The organism is Kitasatospora sp. NPDC032150, assembly GCF_055579945.1.
Genome location: NZ_JBVIMH010000007.1, coordinates 98,921 through 120,767, shown reverse-complemented (window position 1 = coordinate 120,767; position 21,847 = coordinate 98,921). Strand labels below are relative to the sequence as shown.

The 21,847-nt window shown below is 73.4% G+C and carries 18 protein-coding genes and 1 pseudogene; 13 read left to right on the top strand and 6 right to left on the bottom strand.

All coding sequences use genetic code 11. The annotated features are described in order from the left end of the window. Positions 1-281: pseudogene (locus tag ACZ5ON_RS11135) on the bottom strand (alpha/beta hydrolase); the annotation flags it as partial. Between the two features lie 218 nt (positions 282-499). Here ACZ5ON_RS11135 and ACZ5ON_RS11130 point away from each other — a divergent pair. Together ACZ5ON_RS11130 and ACZ5ON_RS11125 are read left to right on the top strand one after the other, a co-directional pair. Then, a complete protein-coding gene (locus tag ACZ5ON_RS11130; protein ID WP_465589003.1) occupies positions 500-1,261 on the top strand; it encodes a MerR family transcriptional regulator in 762 nt (253 codons plus the stop codon). 150 nt (positions 1,262-1,411) lie between these two features. Further along, a complete protein-coding gene (locus ACZ5ON_RS11125; RefSeq protein WP_465589000.1) occupies positions 1,412-2,692 on the top strand; it encodes an MFS transporter in 1,281 nt (426 codons plus the stop codon). Positions 2,693-2,785: 93 nt separating this feature from the next. On the opposite strand, the gene ACZ5ON_RS11120 is transcribed toward ACZ5ON_RS11125, so the two are convergent. Continuing rightward, entirely contained in the window at positions 2,786-3,484 is a 699-nt protein-coding gene (locus ACZ5ON_RS11120; RefSeq protein ID WP_465588997.1) for a class I SAM-dependent methyltransferase, read from the bottom strand. A 193-nt stretch (positions 3,485-3,677) separates the two neighbouring features. On the opposite strand from ACZ5ON_RS11120, the gene ACZ5ON_RS11115 reads away from it, so the two are divergent. Both ACZ5ON_RS11115 and ACZ5ON_RS11110 read left to right on the top strand, forming a co-directional pair. Continuing rightward, on the top strand, positions 3,678-5,075 hold the full coding sequence (locus ACZ5ON_RS11115; RefSeq protein ID WP_465589415.1) for a diaminobutyrate--2-oxoglutarate transaminase family protein: 1,398 nt from the start codon (positions 3,678-3,680) through the stop codon (positions 5,073-5,075). Beyond that, on the top strand, positions 5,072-6,559 hold the full coding sequence (locus ACZ5ON_RS11110) for a pyridoxal phosphate-dependent decarboxylase family protein (protein WP_465588994.1): 1,488 nt from the start codon (positions 5,072-5,074) through the stop codon (positions 6,557-6,559). Before ACZ5ON_RS11115 ends, ACZ5ON_RS11110 begins: the two co-directional genes overlap by 4 nt. A 47-nt stretch (positions 6,560-6,606) precedes the next feature. Here ACZ5ON_RS11110 and ACZ5ON_RS11105 read toward each other — a convergent pair whose 3' ends face one another. Continuing rightward, positions 6,607-7,404: an inositol monophosphatase family protein gene (locus ACZ5ON_RS11105; RefSeq protein WP_465589412.1), complete on the bottom strand. Its 798-nt coding sequence runs from the start codon at positions 7,402-7,404 to the stop codon at positions 6,607-6,609. Positions 7,405-7,555: 151 nt separating this feature from the next. Beyond that, positions 7,556-8,332 carry a MerR family transcriptional regulator gene (locus tag ACZ5ON_RS11100; protein WP_465588991.1) on the bottom strand — a complete coding sequence of 259 codons (777 nt, stop codon included), beginning with the start codon at positions 8,330-8,332 and terminating at the stop codon, positions 7,556-7,558. 227 nt (positions 8,333-8,559) lie between these two features. Here ACZ5ON_RS11100 and ACZ5ON_RS11095 point away from each other — a divergent pair, with 227 nt between their 5' ends. From ACZ5ON_RS11095 to ACZ5ON_RS11075, 5 genes are all read left to right on the top strand, one after another. Continuing rightward, complete coding sequence (locus ACZ5ON_RS11095; RefSeq protein WP_465588988.1) at positions 8,560-10,104, top strand: flavin-containing monooxygenase; 1,545 nt, start codon at positions 8,560-8,562, stop codon at positions 10,102-10,104. Next, on the top strand, positions 10,101-11,039 hold the full coding sequence (locus tag ACZ5ON_RS11090) for an alpha/beta fold hydrolase (protein WP_465588985.1): 939 nt from the start codon (positions 10,101-10,103) through the stop codon (positions 11,037-11,039). The genes ACZ5ON_RS11095 and ACZ5ON_RS11090 overlap by 4 nt, the downstream gene beginning before the upstream one ends. Further along, a complete protein-coding gene (locus ACZ5ON_RS11085; protein WP_465588982.1) occupies positions 11,036-11,956 on the top strand; it encodes an SDR family oxidoreductase in 921 nt (306 codons plus the stop codon). Before ACZ5ON_RS11090 ends, ACZ5ON_RS11085 begins: the two co-directional genes overlap by 4 nt. 98 nt (positions 11,957-12,054) lie before the next feature. Then, the gene (locus ACZ5ON_RS11080; RefSeq protein ID WP_465588979.1) at positions 12,055-12,828 is read left to right on the top strand and encodes an SDR family NAD(P)-dependent oxidoreductase; all 774 of its coding nucleotides are present in this window, start codon (positions 12,055-12,057) and stop codon (positions 12,826-12,828) included. A gap of 184 nt (positions 12,829-13,012) precedes the next feature. After that, positions 13,013-14,992 carry an ABC transporter ATP-binding protein gene (locus ACZ5ON_RS11075; RefSeq protein ID WP_465588976.1) on the top strand — a complete coding sequence of 660 codons (1,980 nt, stop codon included), beginning with the start codon at positions 13,013-13,015 and terminating at the stop codon, positions 14,990-14,992. On the opposite strand, the gene ACZ5ON_RS11070 is transcribed toward ACZ5ON_RS11075, so the two are convergent. After that, the gene (locus ACZ5ON_RS11070) at positions 14,965-15,636 is read right to left on the bottom strand and encodes a lysophospholipid acyltransferase family protein (protein WP_465588973.1); all 672 of its coding nucleotides are present in this window, start codon (positions 15,634-15,636) and stop codon (positions 14,965-14,967) included. The genes ACZ5ON_RS11075 and ACZ5ON_RS11070 overlap by 28 nt on opposite strands. Before the next feature lie 500 nt (positions 15,637-16,136). Continuing rightward, positions 16,137-18,431, bottom strand: a complete 2,295-nt coding sequence (locus ACZ5ON_RS11065; protein ID WP_465588970.1) for a bifunctional glycosyltransferase/CDP-glycerol:glycerophosphate glycerophosphotransferase — start codon at positions 18,429-18,431, stop codon at positions 16,137-16,139. A 652-nt stretch (positions 18,432-19,083) separates the two neighbouring features. Here ACZ5ON_RS11065 and ACZ5ON_RS11060 point away from each other — a divergent pair. The 4 genes from ACZ5ON_RS11060 to ACZ5ON_RS11045 all read left to right on the top strand — a co-directional run bounded on the left by ACZ5ON_RS11060 (position 19,084) and on the right by ACZ5ON_RS11045 (position 21,733). Then, entirely contained in the window at positions 19,084-20,013 is a 930-nt protein-coding gene (locus ACZ5ON_RS11060) for a hypothetical protein (RefSeq protein ID WP_465588967.1), read from the top strand. A gap of 243 nt (positions 20,014-20,256) precedes the next feature. Then, positions 20,257-20,523: a hypothetical protein gene (locus tag ACZ5ON_RS11055; RefSeq protein ID WP_465588964.1), complete on the top strand. Its 267-nt coding sequence runs from the start codon at positions 20,257-20,259 to the stop codon at positions 20,521-20,523. Positions 20,524-20,794: 271 nt separating this feature from the next. After that, positions 20,795-21,217 (top strand): YjbQ family protein, encoded by a 423-nt coding sequence (locus ACZ5ON_RS11050; RefSeq protein WP_465588961.1) that lies wholly within the window; start codon positions 20,795-20,797, stop codon positions 21,215-21,217. Positions 21,218-21,529: 312 nt separating this feature from the next. Then, positions 21,530-21,733 carry a hypothetical protein gene (locus ACZ5ON_RS11045; protein ID WP_344636986.1) on the top strand — a complete coding sequence of 68 codons (204 nt, stop codon included), beginning with the start codon at positions 21,530-21,532 and terminating at the stop codon, positions 21,731-21,733. Positions 21,734-21,847 lie beyond the last annotated feature (114 nt).

Here is a 21,847-nt window from a genome sequence, read left to right as displayed (position 1 = left end):
GGGTGGGCGGGGTAGTACATCGAGACCATGAGTTGGCGGGGGCCTGCGGAGGGGACCCAGGGGTCCGGGCGGTCCTGGTCGACGAGGTGCAGGATGTTGCGGCCCACCGCGTGCGGGCCCGTCGGGCGGGGTAGTTCGGGTGTGGTGAAGGCGTTCGGCGCCGTGTGCGCGGCCGTCATGGGTGCCGTGGCGGGGGGTGCGGCGGAGGCCACCCCGGCGATCGGCAGCGGCAGGAGGAGCGCGAGCGCGGCGGCTGCGGCGGTGCGACGGATTCTGGTCATGGCAAGGACGGTAGGTCGCGAGGACATCACCTGACGTCCCCTCGCGAGCGGACCGGAACGTCCCCTCACGGGTGGACCAGGCCTCTCCCCCGAGGGGGACGGGGTCGCGCGGGAACACCGGGATCGCCGCACTTGAAGCTGCCGCAGCGGCAACGCCTAACGTCTGAGGCGTGGCCGGGAGAACCCGGCCGCGGGACACACGGTGAAAGGGGCGGGTGATGGCCTGGCCGATCGCGGAGGTCGCCCGGATGTCGGGGGTGACGGCTCGGACGCTGCGGCACTACGACCAGATCGGACTGCTGCGGCCCGCGTTCGTCGGCGGCAACGGACACCGCTACTACGAGGAAGGCCAGTTGCTGCGGCTGCAGCAGATCCTGCTGCTGAGGGAGTTGGGCCTCGGCCTGACCGAGATCGGGGGCATCCTCAGCGCGCAGGTGGACGAACTGGAGCTGTTGCGCAGCCATCACCAGCGGTTGGTCGAGGAGCGCAAGCGCCTCGACACCCTGGCCCGGACCGTCGCCCGCACCATCGCCGAACTGCAGAGGACAAGGAAGGAAGGCACCATGCCCGAGATCAACCGCCCGGAGAACCTGTTCGAGGGCTTCGACACCGCGCAGATCGAAGCCGACCTGCGCAACGACTTCCCGGAGTGGGCAGAGCAGGCCGAACGGCTGGCGGCCTCGACCACCCTGGCCGAGGCCGAGCGGGGCCAGCGCGAGCGGACGGCCGTGATGGTCCGGATGGCGGAGTTCATGGTCGCCGGGACGCCGGTCACCGACCCGGAGGTCCAGGCCGAGATCGACAGCCAGTACCGGGCGTTCGCCGAGGTCCGCCCGGTGAGTGCGGAGGAGTTCCGGGCGATCGGCCGCGGCGTCGTGGACAACGGCCACTGGCGGGCCGCCTACGAGACCATCGCCACCGGCCTGGCCGAGTACCAGCGCGAGGCGATCCTGGCCTACGCGGACGCCCACCTTGCCTGACCGATGAGTCCGGCCTGATGGGTCTGACCTGGTGGCTCTGACCCGATGGGTCCGATCCGATGACCGGATCCGACGGAGCAGGCGCCGTTCGTCGGGTCCGGCTGCCGGCGGAGTTGACTTCAACCGCGGTTGAACTGCCAGCCTGCGCACATGTTCCCCCGATGGCCGAACCGGCTGATACCCAGGCAGTACCGCGACCTTCTGATGCGGCACCAGTTCAGGCACCTGGTGCCGGCATTGCTGGTGTCCGACCTGGGCGACGGTATGAGCGTGGTGGCCGTGGCGTGGCTCGCCGTCCAGATCGCGCCGCCCGGCGGGTCCGGTCCGGTGCTCGGTATCGCGCTCGCCGCCTACTCCCTGCCCGGCGCCGTGGGCGCGCTGCTGTTCGGACGCTGGGTCCGCCGCCTGCCCGCGCGTCGACTGCTGTGCGCCAACAGCTCACTGCGGGCGGTGTTCCTGGGCTGTGTACCGCTGGCGTCGGCCGGTGGGCTGCTGGACCCGGTGTGCTACACCGTCCTGCTCGGTGCCTCGTCGCTGCTGCACGCCTGGGGCGGTGCCGCCAAGTACGCGCTGGTCGCCGAACTGGTGCCGGCGGAGGAGCGGTTGGCCGCCAACGCGCTGCTCAGCACCAGCGGCTGGGTGTCCACCATCGCCGGTCCGGCGCTCGCCGGTCTGCTCGCCGCCGTCGTCGGCCCCGCCTGGATCACCGGCCTGGACGCCCTGAGCTTCGTCGTCCTGGCGGCCTCGACCGGTCGGCTGGGCGGTCCGGGCGCTGGTATGCCAGCCTCCCGGCCGGCCGATCCACCTGCGGCTCGGGCCCCGCAACTGCTTTCCAGGAGGCCGGAGTTGCTCGGTCTGCTGGCCGTCACCTGGTTCCTGAACGTGTGCTGGGGGCCGGTGGAGGTGGCGCTGCCGCTGTTCGTGAAGGGCGACCTCGGGGCCGGTACCGGGATGCTCGGCCTGTACTGGGCGGTGTTCGGGGCCGGGGCGATCGTCGGTGCGCTGGCGGTCGGTGTCCTGCGCAGGCTGCCGCTGTGGCCGGTGATCCTCGGGATCGTCGCCGGGCACGGGGTCATCCTGCTGCCGTTCGCGCTCGACGCACCGACGGGCGTCTCGCTCGGGGCGTTCGCCCTCGGCGGGGTGATCTACGGCCCGTACAGCGCGCTCTGCCTCAGTCTGTTCCAGAACCGTACGCCGGAGGCCTGGTTGACCACGATCCTCGCTTTCCGGAGCGCGGTGCTGCTGACCGGCGCCCCGCTGGGTGCCGCCCTCGGCGGCCCGCTCAGCGCGGCGGTCGGCGCCCGGAACACCCTGGCGGTGGCCGGCCTCGGGATGGTGCTCGTCGCGGCGATCGCGGCCTGGGCGCTGCTGGCCGGGCGGCGGTCGGCCGCCCCTGCGCCGGAGCGGCACACCGAGCCGTCCCAAGGCTGACCTCGGTCCTTGCAAGGCTTTCCGGGCGGGCGGATCAGGGGACCGGGCCGATCAAAGTTCACCGGGTACTGAGGGCAGGACTGGCTGCTGGGGTCAGGCCGCGCGGGAGGCGAGGGCGAGATAGTGCTCGTCGGTGTCGGTGTAGGAGGTGAGGTGCCAGCCCGAACCGGCGAGCAGGGGGCGGAGGTTGGGCTCGGCCCGGAGGTCGTCGGGGGTGATCCGGCGGCCCTGGCGGGCGGCGAGCGCGGCGCGGCCGATCGGGTGGTAGAGGGCGAGGGTGCCGCCGGGGCGGGTGACCCGGGCGAGTTCGCGCAGGTCGGCGGCCGGGTCGGGCAGGTGAGAGATCAGGCCGGCGCCGAAGACGGCGTCCAACGCGCCGTCACGCAGCGGCAGTCGGCAGACGTCGCCGTTGACGAGTCCGGCCACGGCGTGGTGGGCGCGGGCCTGCTCGAGCATCTCGGGGGTGAGGTCCAGGCCGAGGACGATGCCGTGCGGGCCGACGGCCGCTCGCAGGTGGGGGAGCGCCCGGCCGGTGCCGCAGCCCGCGTCGAGCACGAAGTCGCCAGGGGAGAGGCCGAGTCGGGCGATGGCGACGGCGTAGCGCGGGCCGTCGTCGGGGAACCGCTGGTCCCAGTCGGCGGCGCGGACGGCGAAGAACTCCCGGGCGTGCTCGCGTGCGGCCCGTCCGGCCTCGGACCGGCTCGGGGGGCCGGCCCGGTCGGACCGAGCTCGGCTCGGCGGTTCGGCCCGGTCGGCCTCGGCTCGGCTCGGCGGTTCGGCCCGGTCGGTCATCTGTGGCTCCTCGTGCGCGGGGCTCGGGGGTGCTACGGCGGCCCAGCGTACGTGACCTCGGAGACGGCCCGGTCGTTGGGGGAGTGGGAGCGCATCACCCGACCGGGTGAAGTCCGGGACGGCGGGCGGACCGGATTCCCCAGGCGAGTAAAGTTAGGCTTACCTAACCTTACCTGGGGAGTCCTTCGTGACCCTGACCGTCCACACCGCCGGGCCGACCGCGCGCACCACCGGGTCCGTGGCCGGTGACGGGATCCTCCGCCGCCAGCGCCTCCGCGAGTCGGCCGCCCGTACGTACGCGCGCTCGTTCCCGATCGTTCCGGTGCGCGCCAACGGGATGACCGTCGAGGGGGCGGACGGGCGGCGCTATCTCGACTGCCTCTCCGGCGCGGGCACGCTGGCGCTCGGCCACAACCACCCGGTGGTGCTGGAGGCGATCCGGCGCACCCTGGACAGCGGCGCCCCGCTGCACCTGCTCGACCTCGCCGCCGTCGAGAAGGACGACTTCACGACCGCCCTGTTCGAGAGCCTGCCGCGGGAGTTCGCCGACCAGGCACGGGTGCACTTCTGCGGCCCGGCCGGGACGGACGCGGTCGAGGCCGCGCTCAAGCTGATGCGGACCGCCACCGGGCGGCGCGGGGCGCTCGCCTTCACCGGGGCGTACCACGGGATGACGGCGGGCGCGCTGGCGGTCACCGGCAACGTCGGCGTCAAGTCACCGCTGCCCGGCGGGGGAGAGGTCACCAGACTTCCGTACCCGTACGCCTACCGCTGTCCGTTCGGGCTCGGTGAGCGCGGCGCGCGGCTGGGGGTGGCGTACGCCGAGCGGTTGTTGGACGACCCGCTGGGCGGTGTGGTGCCGCCCGCGGCGATGATCCTGGAGGCGGTGCAGGGCGAGGGCGGGGTGGTGCCCGCGCCGGACGACTGGCTGCGCGAAATGCGGCGGATCACGGCGGAACGTGGCATCCCGCTGATCGTGGACGAGGTGCAGACCGGGGTCGGCCGGACCGGCGCGATGTGGGCGGTGGAGCACGGCGGTATCGTGCCGGACGCCATGGTGCTCTCCAAGGCGATCGGCGGCAGTCTGCCACTCGCCGTGGTGGTCTACCGCGCGCAGTACGACAGTTGGCGCCCCGGCGCGCACACCGGCACCTTCCGGGGCAACACGCTCGCGATGGCCGCCGGGGCCGCGACCCTGCGCTTCGTGGCCGCCAACGGGCTGGCCGAACGGGCGGCGCTGCTGGGTGCCCGGATCTCGGAGCGGCTGCGCCGACTCCAGGGCCGGCTGCCGGTGATCGGGGACGTCCGGGGGCGAGGTCTGATGCTCGGCCTGGAACTCGTCGACCCGAGCCGGGAGGTGGACTCCTGCGGCGCCCACCCGGCCGACCCGCGGCTGGCCGTCCGAGTCCGGGCCGCCTGCCTGCGGCGGGGCCTGATCGTGGAACTCGGCGGACGCCACGGCGCGGTGCTGCGCCTGCTGCCGCCGCTGACCATCACCGACGAACAGGTCGAGGCGGTGCTCGACCGGCTCGCCGACGCGATCGAGGCCGCCGCGAGCGCCGACGACGACGCCGACGGGGAGCCGGCATGAAGCTCACCGACTACCGGGTGCCGCTCTCCGGCGGGACGCGCGGACCAGCGGCCCTGCGCGAACTGGTCGACCTGGCCCTGACCGCCCTGGAGGTGGGCGCCGCACGCCGTGGCGGGCCGATCCCGGCCGGTGGACCGAGGGCACTGGCCCGGCAGTTCGAGGGCGTCTTCCGGTACGTCCAGGACGGCGCGGAGATCGACGGGGACGCCCTGCCGCGGCTGGCCGAACTGCTCGCCTACGGCAGCGCCGACCCCGCCGACCCGTCCTGCGCGGCGCATCTGCACGGACCGCCGCTGGCCGTCGCGGTCGCCGCCGACCTCGCGGTCAGTGCCCTCAACCCCTCGCTGGACTCCTGGGACCAGGCACCCGCAGCCACCGCCCTGGAGACCGCGCTGCTCGCCGAACTCGCCGAACTGGTCGGCTACCGGCCCGAGGAGGCCGCCGGGGTGCTCACCTCGGGAGGCACCGAGTCCAACCTGATGGGCCTGATGCTGGCGCGCGACCAGGCGCTCGCCGGTACCTGCAGCGTGGAGCTGGACGGCCTGCCCGCCGGCGTACGCCCCCGGATCTTCGCCTCCGAGGCGGCGCACTTCTCCATCCAGCGCGCCGCCGCCCTGCTCGGCCTCGGCGAGCGGGCGGTGACCGCCGTCCCCGTCGACCGCGAGCTGCGGATGGACGTCGGCCGCCTCGCCGCCGCCCTGGCCGAGGCGGTGGCGGACGGGGCGCGGCCGATCGCCGTCGTCGCCACCGCCGGGACGACGGACACCGGCGCGGTGGACCCACTGCACCCGATCGCCGACCTGGCCGCCCGGTACGGCAGCTGGCTGCACGTGGACGCGGCGTACGGCGGCGGCGCACTGCTCTCCGACCGCCTCGCCCCGCTGCTGGACGGCATCGCCCGCGCCGACTCCGTCGCGCTGGACTGGCACAAGCTGGGCTGGCAGCCCACCGCCGCCGGGATCTTCCTGGTCCGCCGGGCCGAGACGTACGCCTCGCTCGCCCGCCGCGCCGTCTACCTCAACCCCGCCGACGACGAGGAGGCCGGCTATCCGAGTCTGCTCGGCCGCTCGCTGCGCACCACCCGGCGGGCCGACGCGTTCAAGATCGCCGTCACCCTGCGGACCTTCGGCCGGTCCGGCCTCGGCCGACTCGTCGACCGCTGCCATGAACTGGCCCACTCCGCCGCCGCGGCGGTCCGCGGCGAACCGGCCCTCGAGCTGCACTGCGAACCGATCCTCAGCACCGTGGTCTTCCGCTACCGTCCCGCCACCGCGGATCCACGGGTCGCGGACCGCGTCAACGCCGAGCTGCGCCGGCTGCTGCTCCGCGAGGGACGGGCCGTGGTGGGCCGCACCGAACTGCCGGGCACCGGCGCGGGTCGGGTGCGGCTGAAGCTCACCCTGCTCAATCCGAACACCACGGAGGCCGAACTCGCGGCGCTGCTCAAGGCGGTGGTCCGAGCCGGTCGGGAGACTGGCGACTGACTGAACGTCAGATCCGTTGGGCAGGGCGGGGGTTCGACCTCGGCCGGTCAGCGGCCGAGGAGTACTCGCCGGGTGTGCTCCCAGACCTCCGGGTCGGAGGCGACCAGCAGGCCGTCCTCGCCGCCGGGCGGGTCGGGGTGGTACGGGGAGCCGCTCAGCCGGGCGGAGACGCCGCCGGACTCGGTGATCAGCAGCGAGCCGGGGGCGTGGTCCCAGGGCAGTGTGCGCCAGTACAGGATGAACTCCTGCTCGCCCTCGGCGATCAGCGGGTACTCCATCCCGGCCGAGCGCAGGCCCTCGGAGGTCCGGCCGAAGACCCGGGCGTTGGTCTGCAACCGGTGGTGCTCGAGCGGGTCGAGACAGCGGCTCTTGATGGTGCCGCGCCACTTCTCGGGCGCGTCCTCGGCGGGGCGGCGGACCAGCCGGAAGCCGTCCCGCCAGGCGCCCGAGCCGAGTTCGGCGCTGTAGGCGGCCCCGGTGATCGGCTGCCAGATCCAGGCGGCGACGGTCTGCCCGGAGCGGACCAGCGAGGCCATCACGGCGAAGTCCGGGCGGCCCGCGACGAAGTTGGAGGTCCCGTCCACCGGGTCGACCAACCAGACCGCCGGCTCCTCGACCAGGGCCCGGGCCAGCGACGGGTCGGCGGCCACCGCCTCCTCGCCGACCACGGGGACGGGGAGCAACTCGCGCAGCCGCCGGGAGATGATCACCTCCGCCTCGCGGTCGGCGACGGTCACCAGGTCTCCGGGGGCCTTCTCCATGACCTCGCCGTCGGTCAGTGCCCGGAAGCGTGGCTCGACCGCTTCGGCCGACGCCTCGGCGAGTATCTCCGCCACCTTCTCCATAAGCACCCGCGTGCTCCCTTCCACTGCTACCACTCTCGCACGTCCGTGCGATCATGGTTCGCGCCGGTCCCGGGGCGGCGGCCCGGGCGGCCGTCGGGGAGCCGTGGAGCGCGGCGGCCGGAGAGGTGCGGAGTCGAGCGCGGGCGCCCGCTCAGCTTCCCCCGGGCTGCTCCCTGTGCCGGCTCAGCAGCGCGTCGTACTCGGTGTGCACCCGCCGGTCCATGGCCAGGGCGAACTGGGCGTCCGCGACGGTGCGGGCGAGCGGGCGGATCCGGCGGATCTGCTCGGTCAGCCGGGCGGCCTCGCCGGGCGGCAGGTCCGCCGCGCAGCTGAGCGCGCCGAGCAGTTCGTCCCTGATCAGGGCCGTGAAGACCTCGGCGACGGCATCCGCGTACTCCTGCGCCCGGCGGCTGGCGGCCAGCACGGCGGCCAGCGGGACGCCCTCGGAGACCAGGGAGACGGTGGCGTCCATCAGGCGGCGGCTGACGTGGGTGATGCCGTCCTCCTGGACGGTGATGTAGCCCTGGGCGATGGACTCGGCGGTGTTGGCGTCGCTCAGCTGGTCCCCGAAGGCACCGGCGAGGTCCGCCCAGCTGAGGTGGACCGGGGTCTCGTCCGACCACGGCTCGGTGATGGCGGCCTGCAGCCCGATCAGCTCGGCGACGTCCCGGCCGCTCTCGCCGGCGCCGATCAGCTCGCTGATGCCGCCGAGGGTGTGCCCGCGCTCCAGCAGTTCGGCGATCATGCGCAGTCGGGCCAGGTGCTCCTCGCCGTACCAGGCGATCCGGCCCTGCTTGCGCGGCGGTGGCAGCAGCTTGCGCTCGCGGTAGAAGCGCAGGGTGCGCGTGGTGATGCCGGCGGCCTCGGCGAGTTCCTCGACCCGGTACTCGCGCGGGGCGCCGCCGCCTGTGCTCTCGATCTCCGCCACGCGGCTCAGCATAGGGCGACAGTGCGGCAATCGATGCGGTCCGTCGTCTTCCGAGAAGCGCCGGTACGGGCTACCCTGCCAATCGTGCCAGTGATTGCTGGCGCGATTGGCTCGGGCCGGGGAGTCCCCGCCCGAGCACAACGGCAGCCCGGTCGAACGGCCCGGTTCGACGCCCCCGTCCCATGGTTCCGCACTCCCGTCGCCCCACAGCACCAGGAGGCCGCCGCATGGCATCCAGCCCGAAGCGCAGCAAGCAGCCGTCCACGCCCGACGACCCGCTCGCGACCCCGCACGTCCGGGTCGCCGTGATCGGCTCCGGCTTCGGCGGCCTCGGTGCCGGGGTGCGTCTGCGCCGGGCCGGGATGACCGACTTCGTCATCCTGGAAAGGGCCGGGTCGGTCGGCGGCACCTGGCGCGACAACAGCTACCCGGGCTGCGCCTGCGACGTGCCCTCCCACCTGTACTCCTTCTCCTTCGCGCCCAACCCCGAGTGGCCGCGCAGCTTCTCCCGGCAGCCGGACATCCGCGCCTACCTGGAGAAGGTCGCCGACGTCTTCGGACTCCGCCCGCACCTGCGGTTCCACACCGAGGTCACCGAACTGCGCTGGGAGCGGGAGCACACCCGCTGGCGGGTCACCACCGGCGCCGGAAGCTGGACCGCCGACGCCGTCGTCTCCGCCTCCGGACCGCTGGCCGACCCCAAGCTGCCACAACTGCCGGGACTCGCCGACTTCCCCGGCCGGGTCTTCCACTCCTCGCGCTGGGAGCACGACTACGACCTGACGGGCAAGCGGGTCGCGGTGATCGGCACCGGCGCCTCGGCCGCCCAGATCATCCCCGAGATCCAGCCAGCGGTAGGGGAGCTGACGGTCTTCCAACGGACGCCCGCCTGGGTGCTGCCGCGTGCCGACCGGGAGATCACGGCCCTGGAGAAGTGGCTGCACGGCAGGATCCCCGCCACCGGCCTGCTGCGCCGGGCCTCGGTCTTCGCGATGCGCGAACTCCAGGTCGGCGCCTTCGTCCGCCAACCGGAAATGCTCCGCCTGGTCCAGCGGATGGCCGTGCGCAACCTCGAACGGGGCGTCACCGACCCCAAGTTGCGGGCCAGGCTGACCCCCGACTACCGGATCGGCTGCAAGCGGATCCTGCTCAGCAACACCTACTACCCGGCGCTCGCCGCCCCCAACGCCCGGCTGGTCACCTCCGGCCTGGCCGAGGTGCGCGGCTCCACCCTGGTCGCCGCGGACGGCACCGAGGCCGAGGTGGACGCGATCGTCTTCGGCACCGGCTTCCACGTCACCGATCTCCCCATTGCGGAGCGGGTGTTCGGAACCGAGGGGCACAGCCTCGCCGAGGAGTGGAAGGGCGGCATGGAGGCGCTGCGCGGGTCCACCGTGCACGGCTTCCCCAACCTCTTCTTCGTGATAGGGCCCAACACGGGCCTCGGCAACAGCTCGATGATCCTGATGATCGAGTCCCAGCTCAACTACGTCATCGACGCGTTGCAGACCCTGGACGCGGTCGGCGCCACCGCGATGCAGCCCACCGCCCGGGCCCAGCGGCACTGGAACCTCGAGGTGCAGCACCGGATGCAGCGCACCGTCTGGAACACCGGCGGCTGCCGCAGCTGGTACCTCGACCCCCAGGGCCGCAACACCATCACCTGGCCGGGCAGCACCAGCGCCTTCCGCCGCGCCACCCGCCGGGTCGACCTGGCCGAGTACGAACTCCTCAAGCGCACCGCCCCCGTGGCCCGGGAGGCCGCCGCATGAGGGCCGACCGGCGAATGACGGCCGCCGACTGCGCACTCCCGGCGGCCTCCGAGGAGTACCGGATCCGCTCCGCCGACGGCCATTGGATCCACGCCGAGGCGTACGGCCACGAGGGGGCGCCGACGGTGGTCCTCTCCCACGGCTGGACCTGCTCGACCGCCTTCTGGGCCCCGGTGATCCACCAACTCGCCGGCGAGTTCCGGGTGGTGGCCTACGACCAGCGCGGCCACGGCCGCAGCGACATCCCGCCGACGGCCGCCGGCTACTCCACCGCCAAGCTCGCCGACGACCTGGAGGCGGTCCTCGTCGAGCTGGTGCCGGCGGGGGAGCAGGCGGTGCTGGCCGGGCACAGCATGGGCGGGATGACCGTCATGGCCGCCGCCGACCGCGGCGAGGCGGCCGCCAGGACCGCCGCCGCCGTCCTGGTCAGCACCGGTCCGAGCGACCTGCTGGCCGAGGTGAACGTGATCCCGTCCGGGGTGCGGCCGCCTGCGCTGCGGCGCCTCCTGCACCACGGGATCCTGCGGTCCAGGCTGCCGCTCGGGCCGGTGACCCCGGTCAGCAGGGCACTGCTCAAGTACGGCGTCATGGGCCCGGCCACCCCGCCGGGCCGGGTCGAGGCGACCGCCCGGGTGGTGCACGCCTGCCCGACCGGCGTCCGCCGCCAATGGGGCCGGGTGCTGGGCGAGTTGGACGTCCGTCCGCAGCTCGCCAAGCTGGCCGCGCCCACCGTGGTGATCGTCGGCACCCGCGACCGGCTGACCCCGCCGGTGCACGCGCGCCGGATCGTGGCCGCGCTGCCCGACCCGCGCGGGCTGCTGGAACTCCCGGGCGTCGGCCACATGGCGCCCGTGGAACGCCCGGTCGAGGTCGCCGCGGAGATCCGCCGGGCCTTCGACTTCACCGCCGCAGACGTCAGGAGTGTGAACGCATGAGCACCACCGTGCCGCTCGCCGCCCAGGTCGTGGTCGTCACCGGAGCCGCCCGCGGGGTCGGCGCGCAGCTGGCGCGCACCCTGGCCCAGCGCGGCGCAAGGGTGGCCCTGGTCGGCCTGGAGCCCGAGGAGCTGAAGGCGGTCGCCGCCCAGTGCGGTCCCGATGCCGAGTACTTTGAGGCCGACGTCACCGACCTGGACGCGCTGAGCGCCGTCGCCCGGCAGATCCAGGACCGCTACGGGCGGATCGACACCGTGGTCGCCAACGCCGGCATCGCCCTCGGCGGCCCGCTCCAGGACAGCGATCCGCGCGCCTTCGACCGGGTCATCGAGGTCAACCTGCTCGGCAGTGTGGCCACCGCCCGCGCCTTCCTGCCCGCGCTGGTCGAGAGCCGGGGCTACCTGCTGCAGATCGCCTCGCTGGCCGCGCTCACCCCGGCGCCGCTGATGGCCGCGTACTGCGCCAGCAAGGCCGGGGTGGAGGCCTTCGCCCACTCGCTGCGCGCCGAGGTGGCCTACCAGGGTGTCAAGGTCGGCGTCGGCTACCTGAGCTGGACCGACACCGACATGGTGCGCGGCGCCGACCAGGACACGGTGCTGGCCCAGATGCGCTCCCGCCTGCCCTGGCCGGCCAACAAGACCTACCCGCTGGCCCCGGCGGTGGAACGGCTGGTCGCCGGGATCGCCCGCCGCTCCCCGCACGTCTACGCCCAGGCCTGGCTCCGCGGCGTGCAGTCGGTCCGCGGGGTGCTGCCCGGCCTGATCGCCACCGTCGGCGCCCGCGACGTCGCCCGGCTGGCCCCGCGGCTGAAGGCCACCGCCGCCACCCGGCTGCGCCCGGTCGGCGCGGGCGGCGCCGCCGACACGGCCGCCGACACGGCCGCCGACACGGCCGCCGGCCGCGCAGCCGCCGAGTAGGCGCGCACCCACCGGGGCGCGAGGCCCGCTTCATGACGGAGCGGAACCCCCGCGCCCCGATATGTCGCAGGGCGCTTGGCACCGAGTACGGTCTGCGCATGACGACTGCCCTCATCACCGGCGCCACCGCCGGCATCGGCGCGGCCTTCGCCCGCCGCCTCGCCAAGGACGGCCGCGACCTGGTCCTGGTCGCCCGCGACGCCGAACGGCTGCGGGCCGCGGCCGCCGACCTCGGCAAGCGCTACGGCGTCCAGGTGGAGACCCTGCCCGCGGACCTGGCCACCGAGGTGGGGATCGCCGCCGTCGAGGAGCGGCTGCGCGACGCCGAGCGGCCGGTCGGCATCCTGGTCAACAACGCCGGGTTCGGCAACAAGGGCACCTTCCTCGAAGTGCCGGTGCAGGCCGAGCTGGACATGGTCAAGGTGCACATCGAGGCCGTGCTGCGGCTGACCATGGCCGCCCTCCCGGGCATGAAGGAGCGCGGCTTCGGCGGGATCGTCAACGTCGCCTCGGTCGCGGCCTTCGTGCCGCGCGGGACCTACGGGGCGAGCAAGGCCTGGATGGTCAGCTTCACCCAGGGCATCGCCCGCGACCTCGGCGGCACCGGGGTCCGCCCGCTGGCCCTCTGCCCGGGCTTCACCCGGACCGAGTTCCACGAGCGCGCCGGGATGGGCACCTCCAACATCCCCTCCTGGGCCTGGCTCTCCGCCGATCGCGTGGTGGACGAGGCTCTGCGCGACCTGGCGCGCGGGCGGAGCCTCTCCGTCCCGAGCCGGCGCTACAAGGCGGCCGTGGCGCTCAGCCGGGTGCTGCCCGCGGGCAGGCTCGGGGGCGTCTCCTCCAAGGCGGCCAGGACGTACGGGCCGCGGTAGGCCACCGGCTGTCCCAGCCGCGGGACTGCGCGTCGCGAGAGCGCACCTGCGTGGCTTCCCGGGATCTCGCGGCGTGTCACGGCGCACGGGAATAGGACAAGCCTCATTATTAGCTTTGCTAACTATGAGTCCGTCTCTATACGCTGGGGAACATGTCCGTTCCCGTGCCCCGCGGAGGCCGCCCTTGAAGCCCGACCGCCTCGACTGGACCCCGCCGCCACGTGCCCAGGGCGAGCCCGGGCCCCCGGCCCAGGTGCGCCGGATCCTCGGCCTGTTCCGCCCGTACGTGGGCCGCCTGGCCCTGGTCGGGCTGCTGGTCGCGGCCTCCGCCGTAGTCTCGGTGGCGACCCCGTTCCTGCTCCGCGCGGTGCTCGACACCGCCATCCCGCAGGGCCGTACCGGCCTGCTCAGCCTGCTGGTGCTCGGCATGATCACGGCCGCCGTGGTCAACAGCATCTTCAACGTGCTGCAGACGCTGATCTCCACCACCGTCGGCCAGCACGTGATGCACGACCTCCGCACCGCGGTCTACAGCCACCTGCAGCGGATGTCGCTGGCGTTCTTCACCCGCACCCGGACCGGCGAGGTGCAGTCCCGGATCGCCAACGACATCGGCGGCATGCAGTCCACCGTCACCTCCACCGCCACCTCGCTGGTCTCCAACCTCACCAGCGTGGTCGCCACCGTGGTCGCGATGGTGGCGCTGGACTGGCGGCTGACGGTGGTCTCGCTGCTGCTGCTCCCGCTGTTCGTCTGGATCAGCCGCCGGGTCGGCAACGAGCGCAAGCGGATCACCGGTGAACGGCAGAAGCAGCTCGCCCTGATGAGCTCGGCCGTCCAGGAGTCCCTCTCGGTGAGCGGCGTGCTGCTCGGCCGCACCATGGGCCGATCCGACTCGCTCTCCCAGGAGTTCACCGGGCAGTCCGCCGAACTGGCCAAACTGGAGGTCCGCTCCAGCATGGCCGGGCGCTGGCGGATGTCCACCATCGGGATCGTGATGGCCGCGATGCCGGCCGTCATCTACTGGGCCGCCGGCCTCGCCAGTGCCGAAGGTGTGCCGATCGTCTCGATCGGCACCCTGGTCGCCTTCGTCTCGCTGCAGCAGGGCCTGCTCCGGCCGGCCGTGAGCCTGCTCTCCACCGGTGTGGACGTCCAGACCTCGCTCGCCCTGTTCCAGCGGATCTTCGAGTACCTGGACCTGCCGGTGGAGATCCAGGAGCCCGGACACCCCGTCCGGCTCGACCGGGTGCGCGGCGACGTCGTCCTCGAGGACGTCGAGTTCCGCTACCACCCCGACCAGCCGCAGCCCACCCTGACCGGGATCGACCTCAAGGTGCCCGCGGGCAGCTCACTGGCGGTGGTCGGCGAGACCGGATCCGGCAAGACCTCGCTCAGCTACCTGGTGCCCAGGCTCTACGACGTCAGCAGCGGCCGGGTCGCCATCGACGGCACCGACGTCCGCGAACTCTCCTTCGCGACCCTGGCCGAGACCGTCGGCGTGGTCTCCCAGGAGACGTACCTCTTCCACGCCTCGGTCGCCGACAACCTGCGCTTCGCCAAGCCGGACGCCACCGACGCCGAACTGGTCGCCGCCGCCGAGGCGGCCCAGATCCACCACATGATCGCCGCCCTCCCCGAGGGCTACGACACCGTGGTCGGCGAGCGGGGCTACCGGTTCTCCGGCGGTGAGAAGCAGCGCCTGGCCATCGCCCGCACCATCCTGCGCAACCCGCCCGTGCTGATCCTGGACGAGGCCACCAGTGCGCTGGACAACCAGACCGAACGCGCCGTCCAGCAGGCCATCGACGCCCTCGCCGTCGGCCGTACGACCATCACCATCGCTCACCGGCTCTCCACCGTCCGCCACGCCGACCAGATCGCCGTCCTCGACGGTGGCCGGATCGCCGAACTGGGCACCCACGAGCAACTGCTCGCCCTGGACGGCCGCTACGCGGCGCTGCTGCGGCGGGAGCACCCGGTACCGGCCCGGCGCCCGGACGGTACGCCGACGAACGGCCCTTCGGGGGAAGGCGTTTCAGCGGGCGTACCGACGGTGAACGGGCACGCAGTGGGCGGAAGGGCGCTGAACGGCGAGACGTTGAACGGCGAGGCGTTGCCGGGGCAGGCGCCGAACGGTCAGGCCGCGGCCGGGCGCTCGTTGTAGGTGTCGGCCAACTCCTGCCCGGAGAGCGCGTGGATCGCCGCCATCACCTCGTCGGTGACCTGGCGGCGGGCCTTGGCGTTGCGGGCCTGGCCGTGCAGCGCGGAGAAGTCCAGCGGCTCGCCGAAACGGACCGTCACCTTGCGCAGCCGGGGGATCCGCTTGCCGACCGGCAGGATATCGGCCGGGCCCTCCAGTGCGACCGGCACCACCGGCACGCCGGCGGTCAGCGCCAGCCAGGCCACACCGGTCTTGCCCTTGTACAGCCGGCCGTCCAGCGAGCGGGTGCCCTCGGGGTAGATGCCGAACGCCTTGCCCTGCTGCAGGATGCCCAGCGCCTGCTCCAGCGAGGCCGCCGCCGAGCGGTAGGTGCCGCGCTCGACCGGGACGGCGTTGATGACGCTGGTGAAGAAGCCCCGGGAGAGCGCGCCCTTGAGGCCGGTGCCGGTGAAGTACTCGGCCTTGGCCAGGAAGTGGACCTGACGCGGAGCGGTCAGCGGGATGACCACGCTGTCGATGAAGGACAGGTGGTTGCTGGCCAGGATCACCCCACCCTTGCGAGGCACGTGCTCCAGCCCCTCGATGACGGGGCGGTAGATCGCCTTCGCCACGGGCTTGAGCACGAGCTTGGTGATGAGGTTGAGCATGGGCCCTCCCTGGCCGACCGACATCCCCGGACTCGTGACTGGGCCGAGGTCAGACCGCAGATTACGTCATGAACCCCGTCGGCCGTCCACTACGCAGGTCGTTCGACCACTGCGATCCTCGTCACGCGCTGCGTATGGTCGTACGCGAAACCGATGATCAGGGGGGTGACGCCGCGTCGGCGTCGGCCCTCCGAACCCGGAGGCCCGCTCAGGTGTGTCAGCGAGTCGTCAGTACCGCGTCGGGGTCCGTTTACCGAAGGGGCGTCCGATGAGCGGGGTCACCACCGTCCTGTCGCTGGTCGTGCTCGCCGCAGCGGTCGCCACCGGGGCCCGGCGGTGGAGCGTCCCCGCGCCGTCCCTGCTGGTCGTGGCCGGAGTGCTGGTCGGGATACTGCCGTTCGTCAGCTCTGAGGCCGCCGGGCGCAGGGACCGGTGCCCGCCGGGGCGAGCGGCGGCCGGAGCCCGCGGCGCACCGTCCGGCCGGCACCCCGGGGATCAGTTCACCCGCCGGCCAGTGCGGCCCGCCGCCTTCCGTTCCGCGCGGCTTCCCGGGCACCCGCCGGCTCGTCCTGCTCCACGGCGGGCGCCACCGTGACGGGGAAGATCCGGCGGACCACGCGCTCGGCGGCCCGCCCGTCGTCCCAGGGGCAGAACCGCTCGCGGAACGCCGCCCGCGCCCCCGGCGCCGGATCACCGCTCCGCAGCGCCTCGGCGACCTCGGCCGTCTCGGTGGCGACCACCCCCGGCGGCTCGGCGAGCAGGTCGAAGTACACCCCCCGCACCCGGCGGTACTCGGCCCAGTCCGGTGCGAAGACCACCATCGGACGGTCCAGCACGGCATAGTCGAACATCAGCGAGGAGTAGTCGGTGACCAGCGCGTCGGCAGCCAGGCAGAGGTCCTCCACCGCCGGGTACGCCGAGACGTCGACGACCCGCGCCGCCGCCGTGCCGAGCTCGGGCTCACCGACGCTGCCCCGGTGGAAGTAGTGGGCGCGGACCAGCAGCGTGTACCCGGGACCGAGCCGGGACGCCAACTCGCCGACGTCCAGCAGCGGTACGTACCCGCCCTGCGCCTCCCGGTGCGTCGGCGCGTACAGCACCACCCGCTGCCCCTCGGCCAGCCCGAGCTTCCGGCGGACCGCCGCCACGTCGGCGGCCGTCGCGCCGGCGAGCCGGTCGTTGCGCGGGTATCCGGTCTCCAGCAGCTCGTACCGGCCGGGGAAGGCGCGGCTGAAGTGCTCGCTGGTGTGCGGGTTGGGCGAGACCAGGAAGTCCCAGCGGTCCACGGCCTCCTGCAGCCGGTCGAAGTCCATCCCGTCGGCCGCGAGCGGGTACTCGCGCAGGTCCATTCCCATGCTCTTGAGCGGGGTTCCGTGCTGGGTCTGCACATGCACCGTGCCGGGGCGCTTGGCCATGGTGTGCGGGAAGTTGACGTTGTTGACGAAGTACTTGGCGGTCGCCATCACCCGCAGGTACGCGGGGGTGTTCACCACGACGTACGGCACCCCGGCGGGCAGGGTGGCCGCCTGCGCCCTGGTCTCCACCACCCAGACCCCCCGCACCTGCGGGGCCAGCTCCCGCGCCTTCTCGTAGATCGCGGCCGGGTTGCAGGCGTAACCCCGGTGCCAGTACGCGGCGTAGACGGCCAGGTCCTCGTCCAGCGGCAGCCGCCGGAAGGTGTTGTACGCCGCGTACCTGGCCCCGCTGCGCACCCCTTTGCGGACGGTGGGCGCCATCGCCCTGGCCCGGCTGCGCAGCGAGCGCGGGATCCGCTTGGTGCGCCGCAGCTCGCTGTACGTGAGCCGGGAGCCGGTGGCCACCAGGCGGTACTGGATGCCGCGCACGCCGGCGGGGTAGCGGTAGCCGGGCGGGCGGTTGCGGTCGAAGTGCCGGCCGATCCGGTCGAAGAAGTCGCCGCGCAGTCCGGTCGGGACCAGTCCGGGGGTGTCGTAGATGGTCAGGGCCTGCTTCACGGTGCGGTCGAAGACCAGGTCGCGCAGCGCGTCCTGGCCGGCGCTGCCGATTCCCCGGCGGTCGAGGAAGGCGAAGATCGCATCGTACTGGGCGAAGGCGTCCGCGTGCTTGGGCGAGGCGGTGTTGGTGATCGCGCCGGGGCGGCCGCGCCGGTAGGTGTAGCAGGGGCGGTCGAGGTAGCGCAGTCGGCGGGCGGCGACCAGGGCCGGATAGGTGACGGAGATGTCCTCGTAGTAGCCGCGGCCGAAGGAGACGTCCAAGTCCTGAAGGAACGCGCGCCGGAAGATCTTGTTCCACACCGCCATCACCGTCTGCATCAGGCCGGGGTGCTCACGGGCGGTGCAGCCCTCGGCGAGCGGGGAACCGGTCAGCACGTGGCGCCACGGGTTGGGCTCGGTGGAGCCGTCCGGGTAGACGTGGGTGAAGTCGGTGAGCAGGACGTCCACCGGCTGCTCGGCGTCCTGCTCGCGGCGCAGCTCGGCGAGGACGGCGGACAGCGCGCCGTCGGGCAGCCAGTCGTCGCTGTCCACGAACCAGACGTACCGGCCGCGCGCCTCGGCCAGACCGGCGGCGCGGGCGCCGCCCAGGCCCTGGTTCTCGGGCAGGTGCAGCACCCGCAGGCGCGGGTCGCGGGCCGCGTGGTCGTCCAGGATCGCACCGCAGCCGTCGGGCGAGCGGTCGTCCACCGCGATCACCTCGACCTCGGTGTCCGCGCCCGCAGCGTCGGCTCTGGCGGCACCCACTCCGAGCGAGTCGAGGCAGCGGGGGAGGAAGGGCTCCACCCCGTGGACTGGCAGCACGATGCTCAGGAGGGGACTCACGCTGGATTCACTCCGATATGGGTGCTGGGCGCTGGGAAGTCGGCAGACCGATCGGTACCGTTCACTTCACTGTAGTGAGCTTCGATGCACGGACAGTGGGTCTTCGGTGACGCTCAGGCAACGGAGAGGTGGCGCACCGGCGCAAACCCGGCTCGTGGATCGGGCGCTCGGCCCGGCGGGGAGGCGTCGTGCGCCACTCGTTGTTGGTTCGGCTGGAAAGGCGACCGCCGGTGCCGCGCCGTTCGAGCGGCGGCACCGGCAGCCCGGTGGCGGCCCGACCGACCCTCAACGGTCGGCCGCCGGTCCGTACACCACCCGTAGCCAGACCACCGCAGCGTCGAGGTGGTCAGACAGGGACTCACGGCTGATGCCGGAAGCTCTTCAGCTGTCGAACTCGTATGGGCCGGAATGAATTCATCCGACCGGAGGACGCCGGGAGTGTGATCCGGTCGCCCGCATTGCTAGAGATACTGCTTGTAGGAAGCGGGGGCGTCAATCCCCCGGATGTGTTCATTTCCTGAAGTATTGCCCGGTCCATTGCCGGGCCTGGCATCGACTCCTATATTGACGGGACGTCTCACAGGGATGCCCGCCGATCCCGCGCCCCGTCGCCCCGACTGCCGACCGTCCACCGCTGTCTCCAGGAGCCGCCGTGCGCTCGCAGCCGACCGCAGGTCCGGCAGTCAGCCCAGTGCTACAGGGGCTGGTGCTGGCCCCGCTGCTGCTGGTCGCCGGGTACGGCGCCGCCGACCTCACCCTGCTCAGCGGCCACACCGTCGACCTCTTCCCCTGGCGGATGTCGCCCGTCACCGCGACCCTGCTGGGCGCGGGATACGGCGGCAGCTGCCTGATGCTCGCCATGGCCCTGTGCGCCGAGCAGTGGGTCCGGGTCCGGGTGGCGGTGGCGGCCAGCTCGCTGCTGGTGCTGCTGACGCTCGGCGCCTGCCTGCTCGGACACGGCACGCTCCACCTGGCGCAGGGCGGGGCCGTCGCGGTCCTCTCCGCCTGGGTCTGGCTCGGAGGCCATGCCGCCGCACCGCTCCTCGGGCTGATCGCCTTCGGCGCGCAGTGGCGCCGCAACACGCGCTGGCGGGCGCGGAACGGGCAGCCCGCACCCCGGCCGCCCCGGCTGCCCTGGTGGGTCGCCGCGCCGATCATCGGCAACGGACTGGTCTTCGCCGCCTGCGGACTCCTGCTGTACCTGGTCCCGGACGTCCTCGCCCGGGACTGGCCCTGGCAGGTGCGCGCCTTGGACGTGCGGGTGCTCGGAGCCTGGTGCCTCACCTTCGGGGTGGCCCTGCTGCTCGGCTGGCAGGAGGCCGAGCTGCGCCGGGTGCGCAGCGGGATGGCGGCCCTGGTCGGCACCGGGCTCCTCGGGCTGGCCGGCCTGCTCCGCTATGCCGGCCTGGTGCGCTGGGCCTCGCCCGGGTCCTGGCTGACGGTGCTCGCCCTGGTCTCCTTCACCGGGCTGGGCCTCTCCGGTGTCGGGGCGTCCTTCCTGTTCGCCACGCCGGCCGGGCTGTCGGGCAGCGGGCCCGTCGTGCGCCCGGCGCGGCCCGCCCGGCCCGCGCGCCGTGAGTAGCCGCATTCGCCTCAGATGACAAGGAAGGCGGGTCCGGCCGGCCGTCGGCGGGCTGACCCGGGATTATCCCATCCGTCGATGCGTCAGGTCGATGCGCACTCGTGACCGAGGCCACGGCATCCTGGTGAAGCGTCAGTTAGTTGCGCACGGTACGGTGGCAGAACACCAGGACGGTTGCGCGAAGGCCGTCCCCCACGGATAGTCTTCGCCACGGCCCTGGCGCCTCGTAGGGGTGGGAAACAGATGGAACAGATGCAAGTACGGAGTCGGCCCCGGGTGCCGGCGATCCAGTGCGGCGTCGGCGCGACCGGCCGCCGGATCGACCGCCACCTGTCGGTGCTGGGTGCTCCGGCGCTCTCCACGGTGGACACGGCGGAGGCGCTGGGCCTGATAAGAGAGCTGACGCCGCGTGGCGTGGCCAGCCCGGCCTCCCGTCGCCGCACCACCAGGGTGCTGCTGCTGGCGCCGCTGCGCAGGCTGAAGCGGAGCCTGTTCGGCAGCCGGGGCTGAGCGCCGGGCCCGCCCGGCGCGGGCCCGGTCGACCCGACCCGATGGACCTGAGGTCTGTCGGGTATTTGTGCTGCCCGGACACGGACCAGGTCTGCGTGGCCGCCGTTCCGGCCGGGTCCTGGCCGCCGTCCCGGTCAGGTGTACCCGGCCCGGCGTGCCCGGCCGGCGCCGTTCCAGGAGCGTGCGCGGCCCCGGCCGGCCGGTGGCTCCGTCCCGGCGGACGGCGAGCCCAGTTGCCCACGGCGGCGCGGGGTGGGCAAGGATGGGCGCCATGGCGGACACCTTCCACACCATGACCTTCGAGATCACCACCGGCACCGCTGAGGTCGCCCTCGACATCACCGACCGCTGTGCGGCCTTCCTGGACACGGCCGCCCCCGGACGGGACGGTCTGCTGAACGTCTTCGTCCCGCACGCCACCGCCGGGGTCGCGGTGATCGAGACCGGTGCCGGGAGCGACGGCGACCTGCTCGCGGCCCTGCGTGACCTGCTCCCCGCCGACAACCGCTGGCGCCACCGCCACGGCAGTCCCGGACACGGGCGCGACCACGTGCTTCCCGGGCTGGTCGCCCCGCACGCCACCCTGCCGGTCATCGGCGGCCAACTCGCGCTCGGGGTCTGGCAGTCGGTGGTCCTGGTCGACACCAACGGAGACAACCCGCGCCGCACGGTCCGGCTTTCCTTCCTCGGCTGACGGTGAGGACGTGATGTGGCTTCTCCGGCAGGGTCTGACTCTCCGGCTGACGGGAGGGCCCTCGGCCGCGGGGAACCGCACGGCCTCGTGACGGGCCGGCCGGGCGGTTCCCCATGCCCTGGGTGGGGGAACCGCACCCGGCCCCGGGCCTGGGGGTGGTCTGCGGGCCGGGCTCCGGCGCGCCACGGATGCCTCCCGCATCCGCGCGGGCGGATGACCGGGAGGGTCCCGCGGCCCCGGGCGCTCACCCGGCTGTTCCCGCTGTCCGATCCGTGTTTGGCCGGGGACGGGCGCGCGGGGTAGGAAGACGGCATGGCGGACGAAACCCAGCAGTGCGCACTCGCCCCGGACGGCGACGCCGTCCGGGCACTCACCCACGACCCGGCACTCACCGGGCCGCGCGCCGACTGCGTCCGGTGCGGCGACCCCACCGAGCTGCCCGCCGACCACCCCGGGATCACCTTCTGCCCCGTCTGCACCTGGCAGGAGGCCCAGCGCATCGCCTGCTCCGGCTGAACGGCCGGCGCGGCACCGGCCGACGGTGCCGGCCCGGTCGCCCGTACGGGTGGCCGAGCGCGGTGCCGGGCCGGCCGACTCGGCCGTCCCCACCGTCCCAATCGGGCCGGCCCA